Genomic DNA, 7,319 nt, shown 5'->3' on the forward strand with positions numbered 1-7,319 from the left:
CACAACGATGGCCGAAACAAACAGGGCTTTGAACAATCCCTTGGTCTTCATTTTATTTCCCTTACTGCAGTTAAATGCCAAACGGCGTTTGGCATGAATGAATTCCGTTTGAAACAATTAGCCCGCATTTTCGTGGCTGATGAATTTGCGGAACCGCTCCGACTTGGAGTTGGTGAACACGTCTTCCGGTGCGCCGTCTTCTTCGACCAATCCCTGGTGAACAAAGATAACGCGGTTGGATACATCGCGGGCAAAGCCCATTTCGTGGGTGACGACCAGCATGGTGCGGCCTTCTTCAGCCAGGCTCCGCATCACGCGCAACACTTCACCGACCAACTCAGGATCGAGCGCTGACGTCGGTTCATCGAACAGCATGACTTTTGGCTTCATTGCCAATGCACGGGCGATGGCCGCGCGCTGCTGCTGGCCGCCTGAAAGATGGGCCGGGTAGAAATCGCGCTTGTCCGCAATGCCGACTTTGGCCAGCAGTGCTTCCGCTTCAGCGACACATTCAGCCCGCGGCCGACCCTGAACGTAAACCGGTGCTTCGATAATGTTCTCAAGGATGGTCTTGTGTGACCAGAGATTGAAACTCTGGAACACCATGCCCAACTCGGAGCGGATGCGTGACACCTGCTTTTTATCAGCCGGGTAAGCCTCGCCCTTTGAATTGGTGGACATGCGAATGGTTTCGCCCGAAACTGTAACCGTACCGGAGGTCGGGATTTCCAGCAGGTTGATACAACGCAGCAGTGTGGACTTTCCCGATCCCGAAGAGCCGAGAATGGAAATGACTTCGCCTTCGCGCGCTTCAAGCGAGATGCCTTTCAGCACCTCATGCGTGCCGAAGCTTTTGCGCAGGTTTTCAACGTTCAGCGCCACCGGGGCATTGGCAGAGATAAGTTTACTCAAGATGTTTTTCCTTCGGTGAGGATGCTGACAGTTGGCTGGCGCAGATAAGGTGTAAGCCTGTATTCTGCGACCAGAAGCAAACGGGTCAGGACGAAATTGATGGCGAGATAGATGGCGCCCGCAATGACGAATACCTCAATGACGCGGTAGCTTTCAGAGATGAGTTTTGCGGCAATGCCAGTCACTTCCATCAATGTGATGATGGAGGCGAGCGATGTTGCCTTGACCATGGAGATCATCTCATTGCCATAACCAGGCAGGGCCTGCCGGATGGCGAGTGGCATGACAATCCGGCGGAAGCAGGTGAACCAAGACATGCCGCAGGCCTTTGCGGCTTCAATCTGACCGTGAGGCACCGACAAGAGGCCGCCGCGAATGATTTCACCAGCATAGGCGGCATTGTTCAATGTCAGCGCGATGATCGCGCACCAGTATGGTTCACGCAAAATCGGCCACAGGAAAGAATAGCGGATGGCCGAAAACTGGCTGAGGCCATAATAGATGATGAAAATCTGTACCAGCAATGGCGTGCCACGAAACACAAAGATGTAGAGACGTGCAATCCAGTCGAGAACAGTAATGCCAGACAGGCGCATCATCGCCAGTAACAGCGCCAGCACCGCGCCGCAGATGATGGCGGAGGCAGCAAGCTGAAGAGTAAGCGGCACACCGCCCATCATGGCCAGAAAGGCTTCCGTATAAAATTCAAGGTTCATTTTGCCCTCCTGACGCCGCGCGAGAAGTGTCGCTCGGCCGCCTGCAGGATCGTGCCGGAAACCGAGGAGATCAGCAGGTAAAGTGCGCCTGCGATCAGGAAGAAGTTGAACGGTAGCCCGGTCGATCCGGCGCCGATCTGTGCCTGACGCAGGATATCGACAACACCGACAACAGAAATGAGAGCAGATTCCTTCAGTGCTACCTGCCAGACATTGCCAAGACCCGGCAAGGCATGGCGAAGTGCCAGCGGCGCGATGATGCGACGGAATTTAAGCGCCTGCCCCATGCCGCAGGCAGAGGCTGCTTCGAGCTCCCCCTTTGAAACGGCACGGAATGCACCGCGAAACACTTCGGTATGATGCGCGCCACAGGAAATGCCGATTGCCAGCACACCGGCAAGGAAGGCCGGGAACCCGAGAAAGCCCTGCGTACCAAAGAACTTGCCTATTGCGGTGACAGCTGCACTACCGCCAAAATAAAACAGGTAGATAACCAGCAGGTCGGGAATGCCACGGATGATCGTCGTGTATCCATCAGCGATTGTTCGCAAAGTGCGGCCGCCGGAAATCTTTGCCCAGGCGGCAAAGACGCCGATGGCTGCGCCAAGCGCAAAACCCACGACGGCCAGTGACACGGTCACAAGGGCCGCCATGGTCAACACATAACCCCAGCCGTCGGGGCCGAAGCTGAGAATATCGAAAAAAGCCTTCATGATGCATCAGGCCGTAATGTGGGGGAGCAATTGAACGTCATTTCACTTTCCGGCAGCTGCTAGCGCTGTCTTTCATTTCGCTTCGACAGGCAGAGCTGGTTGCACGCTGTCAGGGATCGGGTTTACGAAAGTAACGCCGTTCAGCCTACTTGCGTGGTCTTGTTTGGCTTCGGCAATCCGCTCGGGATTTTGAAACAATTCGACCGCCGTGCTTCCCATGACTTTTGCAGCATGAGCCATGCCTTTATGAGCAGCAGGCAATTTTCCCTGCGCCACCATCTGCCATGAATGAAGCGGCGTGCCAATAGCACAGGTCGCGCCGCGCATCTGCACCGTGGGGACAACCCAGCTTACGCTGCCGACATCGGTTGAGCCGACAAGCGAGTTATCTCCCTGATAGGGCTGATAGATGGCGTCGCATAGTGCGATATCTGCCTTCGGTTCAACACCAAAACGACGAAATGCATCGGAAACGTCTTCTTTGGTCAGCGTTGTCTGAAAGCGTCGCGCGGTTTCCCGATCCTCGTCGTCAAAAACTGGCGGTCCCAGACGCTCAAGTTCACGATGCATCAGCTGTTCAAGCGGCATGTTGCCAATCAGATTGGCATCACCACTGATGATTTCGCTGCGCACGGTGGTTTCCGTCATCAGTGCTGCGCCTTCAGCGATCTTTTTGACACGCTCAAGCAGGGCCTGCATTTCGGGAAGGCTGCGTGCGCGTATCAAATAACGAACAACCGCCTTTGCCTGCACAACATTGGGCGCAAATCCGCCGGTATCGGTTACCGCATAATGGATGCGGGCCGAAGACGGCATATGTTCGCGCATGTAATTTGCGCCAACATTCATCAGTTCAACCGCATCCAGCGCACTTCGGCCCAGATGCGGGGCAGATGCGGCATGGGCAGCACGACCGGTAAATTGGAAAACAATTTCATTGCAGGCGAGTGAAACCGGATCATTGACACCGGCAAATGGCGCAGGGTGCCAGCAGAATGCAATGTCGACATCATCGAACAGGCCTTCACGCACCATGAAACCTTTGCCGGAGCCACCCTCCTCGGCCGGGCATCCATAATAGCGCACCCGTCCTTTGAGACCGTGTGCGGCCAGATAATCCTTGACCGCCGCAGCAGCCAAAAGCGAGCCCGCGCCCAAAAGATTGTGGCCGCAACCATGGCCATGACCACCCGCTTCAACGGGCAGTTCCTCGGGAATGCCAGCCGTTTGGCTCAAGCCTGGCAGGGCATCGAATTCACCCAAAATTGCGATGACCGGCCCTTCGTCACCGGCTTCCCCCATCACAGCTGTCGGCAAGCCGGCAATGCCGCGCGAAACACGAAAACCTTCTGCTTCCAGCATCGCCGCATGCGCGTCACTCGACACATATTCCTCGAAATTGGTTTCCGGGTGGTCCCAAACCGTATCGCTGAGTTCAAAATAGTCGACACTTTTACCGTCTACGATATCCCAGATGTCGTGATGGTTTTTCACCATGGCTTCATCGCTTTTCTTGACGCTTTGATGTTCCCCTCATGTCCAACCGTGCTGAAAAAGCATTTTTGGAAATGAGGAATCTGAAGTGGTGCTCATTACCTCTTCGATGGCTTGGTGGCAAAGGGCGGATTTGGTGCCGACAGTCGATCAGCCATGATTAGGTCATTGGGATAACTGTTGTCTGACCCTGGATCGCAGAAGCTGTAGAGACAGCATAGCACTCACAGATCGCCCAAAGCGTATGGTCAATGAATATTCAGAATTTGAACGTGGTCAGGCTGATATTTCGGAGCGCTGTGGTTTTTGGCCCGCATAGGCACCCCTCCCCGGCCCGCACATCCGCGCAGATCAACGTCGATTCCATGTCTTTCTCCCCCTCTGGTGCAAGCACCGTAACGTGGAGACATGGTAGGTCGAACATTGATATTTGACAGTTTTATATCTAAAACTGCCCAGATTGGCAATTAATGAGACCAAATTGACATGGATGAACTCAACCGAAAAATAATCACCCTGCTGCGCGGAAACGGCCGCAGGAGCGTGTCGGATTTGGCGATCGAAACCGAAACATCCCGTGCGACGGTGCGTGCGCGTCTCGAGAGAATGGAGCAGGACGGAACGATCCTGGGATATACGGTCATGCTCCGGGCCGACGCCGTGGAAGATGTCGTTCGCGGGGTCATGATGATCGAGATCGAAGGTCATGTCACAGACCGGGTCATCCGAACGCTGGGAGGGTTTTCCGAGATCTCACAAATCCACACAACGAATGGCCGGTGGGATCTCCTGGTCGAATTGAGCGCTTCAAGCCTCACCGACTTTGATGCTGTTTTGCGGAAAATCCGTCTGGTGCCTGGCATCACCAACAGCGAAACTAATCTGCTTTTGTCGACACCACGATCAACACGGGCAAAACTATAGGTTCCTTGGTGGCGCCTACTGTATTGCGCTTCCGTCGCGGGATTGGCTTCTGTGGTTCAAGACAGGGCGGAGTTCGGTCGGATGTTGGTGTCGAATGTTGGCGGATGAGCATCCTGCGAAGGTAAAAACACACCAGTGGTCATGATTTTGTCGCGGTCGTCCCTTGGTCATATGCGGCTCACAGCCAACCACGGCGCAGTGGAAAAAGTCCCGCAGCTGCGCCGAGAGAAGAAAACACCAGGAATATCCAGCCGTAGAGAATGGTGGTTGTGTCCTTGTCGACCAGATCGGTGTGCCAGTTGATCTTCAGGGCTCCCTGAATGTAGCCACGTTCATACACACCTGTATCAACGTTCACCTCAAAGACGCGAACCTTGGGATTATCGAGGTTTTTCTGCAGCCAGTCAGCGTCCACAAGCGCCTTCGACGCAGATGCCTGCCCAGTCAGCAATAGAGTAGCAAGTGTTGTCGTGGCGATGATGCTGGGCTTTGAAATTTTCGGCATGGTCTCTCCTCAAGAGTGCGTTGTGTGATTGTCTTGTCCTCCCAAGCATCGGTGAAACATGGTGCAGGTTGTGGTTATAAAATTCTATAATTTGTGTAGATATTGAATATTCATGATGCGTAAACGGCATTTTTGCGGAAATACACGCAATGATCCTAAAGTTCATAGATTGTCTTCAAAGAACGATTTTGTGTCCGTTAAATACAATTTAATGGTGATTTTCCGTTGGGTCGTTAGCTGCACTCAATAATGGTCAATCCGACATCTTTCCCGCTTTTCGTGCCTCGGTAAATGGCTTTCTAACGCGGTTGTCCCTGCCAATTTTCCAGTCGATGGACGTTTGCAACTTGACACTTTGTCAGGTTCGAATAATTAAATGTTACGTTATAACATTATCGAAGGAAAGCCGATGCCCACAGCAAACATCATTGATCGCAGACTGCCGGTAACAGTGCTCTCCGGTTTTCTCGGTGCGGGAAAGACGACACTGCTCAACCACATTCTCAATAACCGTGAGGGAAAGCGTGTTGCGGTTATTGTGAATGATATGAGTGAGGTAAATATCGATGCTGAACTGGTGCGTGAAGGTGGCGGCAATCTTTCTCGCTCTGAGGAAAAGCTGGTGGAAATGACCAATGGCTGCATCTGTTGCACGCTGCGCGACGACCTGCTTGTTGAAGTCCGTCGTCTGTCAGAGGAAAAACGTTTCGACTATCTGTTGATTGAAGGAACCGGCATAGCCGAACCGCTGCCAGTCGCTGCAACATTTTCGTTTCGGGATGAAAATGATGCCTGCCTGTCAGATGTTGCCCGTTTGGACACCATGGTCACCGTGGTTGATGCGGTAAACTTGCTGAAAGACTACGGTTCCAATGAATTTCTGCGCGAACGTGGTGAATCCAACGGTGATGCGGATGAGAGAACGATTGTGGATCTGCTGGTCGAGCAGATCGAATTTGCCGATGTCATCGTTCTCAACAAGGTGTCTGACATCACTGAAGAGCAGCGGGATATCGTGCGCAAGATCATCATGGCGTTGAATGCCGACGCGCGCATCATCGAAACTGATTTTAGCAAGGTTGCACTGGCTGACATTCTCGATACCGGGCTGTTTAACGAGGAAAAGGCAGAAACGCATCCTCTGTGGTTCAAGGAGCTATATGGCTTTGCAGATCACGTGCCCGAGACAGAAGAATACGGCATTCAAAGTTTTGTCTATCGTGCGCAACAGCCCTTTCATCCGGAAAAGTTTCAGGCTTTTGTTGATAAGGCATGGCCGGGGCTTATCCGTGCCAAAGGACATTTCTGGTTGGCAACAAGGCCGGAATGGGCGGGCGATTTCTCACTGGCCGGGGCCATTGCCCGCGTATCGCCGATGGGTCGCTGGTGGGTGTCGGTGCCGAAAAGTCGCTGGCCTGATCACCCCGATTTTCTCGACGCTATGGAAAAACGCTGGCATCCGGTTTGGGGCGACCGTCGACAGGAACTGGTGTTTATCGGGACCGGCATGGACGAAAAGGCGATCCGCGATGCGCTCGATGCCTGCCTGATTGGTAAAGACCTCCAGCGGTTTGAGGCAGAGACTTATCGCGCCCTGCCCGACCCGTTTCCTGTCTGGGGTCGGCCGCAGGCGGCATAAGCCTGCGGTCGGTTGATCCTTACAGCAGTCTAAACAGCGCCTGTCACCGCAACATAGATCGAGTAAAGCGATTTGGTTGCGGTGATAAACAGGCGGTTTTTGCGTGGGCCGCCAAATGTCAGATTGGCGACTGTCTGTGGAACGAGGATTTTGCCCAACAATTTGCCATCTGGTGCAAAGCAATGCACGCCATCGCCAGCGCTCGTCCAGACATTGCCAAGCGTGTCCAGTCGGAAGCCATCCGGTAAGCCATTGTCGAGTGCGCAGAATTCACGGCCGTTCGCCAGGCTCTTGCCGTCAACAACATCAAAAACACGGATATGGCGTGGCCGGGTAATGTCGTGACTTGAGGATGAATCTGCCACATAGAGTTTCGTCTCATCGGGCGAAAATGCCAGACCATTCGGCTGGCCAAA

The 7,319-nt window shown here is 53.6% G+C and carries 8 protein-coding genes; 2 read left to right on the top strand and 6 right to left on the bottom strand.

All coding sequences use genetic code 11. From position 1 onward, the window contains the following. Positions 1-117: 117 nt before the first annotated feature. The 4 genes from RT613_RS10120 to RT613_RS10135 form a co-directional block, all read right to left on the bottom strand. The gene (locus RT613_RS10120) at positions 118-912 is read right to left on the bottom strand and encodes an ATP-binding cassette domain-containing protein (RefSeq protein ID WP_313615020.1); all 795 of its coding nucleotides are present in this window, start codon (positions 910-912) and stop codon (positions 118-120) included. Next, positions 909-1,628, bottom strand: coding sequence for an ABC transporter permease (locus RT613_RS10125; RefSeq protein ID WP_313615022.1), 720 nt, complete (start codon positions 1,626-1,628; stop codon positions 909-911). Before RT613_RS10125 ends, RT613_RS10120 begins: the two co-directional genes overlap by 4 nt. Then, a complete protein-coding gene (locus RT613_RS10130; RefSeq protein ID WP_313615024.1) occupies positions 1,625-2,341 on the bottom strand; it encodes an ABC transporter permease subunit in 717 nt (238 codons plus the stop codon). The genes RT613_RS10125 and RT613_RS10130 overlap by 4 nt, the downstream gene beginning before the upstream one ends. Positions 2,342-2,413: 72 nt before the next feature. Beyond that, positions 2,414-3,838: a M20 family metallopeptidase gene (locus RT613_RS10135; RefSeq protein WP_313615025.1), complete on the bottom strand. Its 1,425-nt coding sequence runs from the start codon at positions 3,836-3,838 to the stop codon at positions 2,414-2,416. Positions 3,839-4,321: 483 nt separating this feature from the next. Here RT613_RS10135 and RT613_RS10140 point away from each other — a divergent pair, with 483 nt between their 5' ends. Then, positions 4,322-4,759: an Lrp/AsnC family transcriptional regulator gene (locus RT613_RS10140; RefSeq protein WP_313615026.1), complete on the top strand. Its 438-nt coding sequence runs from the start codon at positions 4,322-4,324 to the stop codon at positions 4,757-4,759. A gap of 178 nt (positions 4,760-4,937) precedes the next feature. Here the strand turns inward: RT613_RS10140 and RT613_RS10145 are convergent, their stop codons facing one another. Then, positions 4,938-5,264, bottom strand: a complete 327-nt coding sequence (locus RT613_RS10145; RefSeq protein WP_313615028.1) for a hypothetical protein — start codon at positions 5,262-5,264, stop codon at positions 4,938-4,940. 409 nt (positions 5,265-5,673) lie between these two features. Here RT613_RS10145 and zigA point away from each other — a divergent pair, with 409 nt between their 5' ends. Beyond that, positions 5,674-6,903: a zinc metallochaperone GTPase ZigA gene (gene zigA, locus RT613_RS10150; RefSeq protein ID WP_313615030.1), complete on the top strand. Its 1,230-nt coding sequence runs from the start codon at positions 5,674-5,676 to the stop codon at positions 6,901-6,903. 29 nt (positions 6,904-6,932) lie between these two features. On the opposite strand, the gene RT613_RS10155 is transcribed toward zigA, so the two are convergent. Next, positions 6,933-7,319: SMP-30/gluconolactonase/LRE family protein (locus RT613_RS10155; RefSeq protein ID WP_313615032.1), on the bottom strand; the 387-nt coding region annotated here is incomplete at its 5' end.

Origin of the sequence: Agrobacterium sp., assembly GCF_032092815.1 — a bacterium.
Taxonomy (GTDB): Bacteria; Pseudomonadota; Alphaproteobacteria; order Rhizobiales; family Rhizobiaceae; genus Agrobacterium.

Bases quoted from the DNA above. Each gene is read 5' to 3' on its own strand.
- zigA (WP_313615030.1), top strand. From the start codon at position 5,674: ATGCCCACAGCAAACATCATTGATCGCAGACTGCCGGTAACAGTGCTC.
- RT613_RS10135 (WP_313615025.1), bottom strand. From the start codon at position 3,838: ATGGTGAAAAACCATCACGACATCTGGGATATCGTAGACGGTAAAAGT.
- RT613_RS10130 (WP_313615024.1), bottom strand. From the start codon at position 2,341: ATGAAGGCTTTTTTCGATATTCTCAGCTTCGGCCCCGACGGCTGGGGT.
- RT613_RS10125 (WP_313615022.1), bottom strand. From the start codon at position 1,628: ATGAACCTTGAATTTTATACGGAAGCCTTTCTGGCCATGATGGGCGGT.
- RT613_RS10140 (WP_313615026.1), top strand. From the start codon at position 4,322: ATGGATGAACTCAACCGAAAAATAATCACCCTGCTGCGCGGAAACGGC.
- RT613_RS10145 (WP_313615028.1), bottom strand. From the start codon at position 5,264: ATGCCGAAAATTTCAAAGCCCAGCATCATCGCCACGACAACACTTGCT.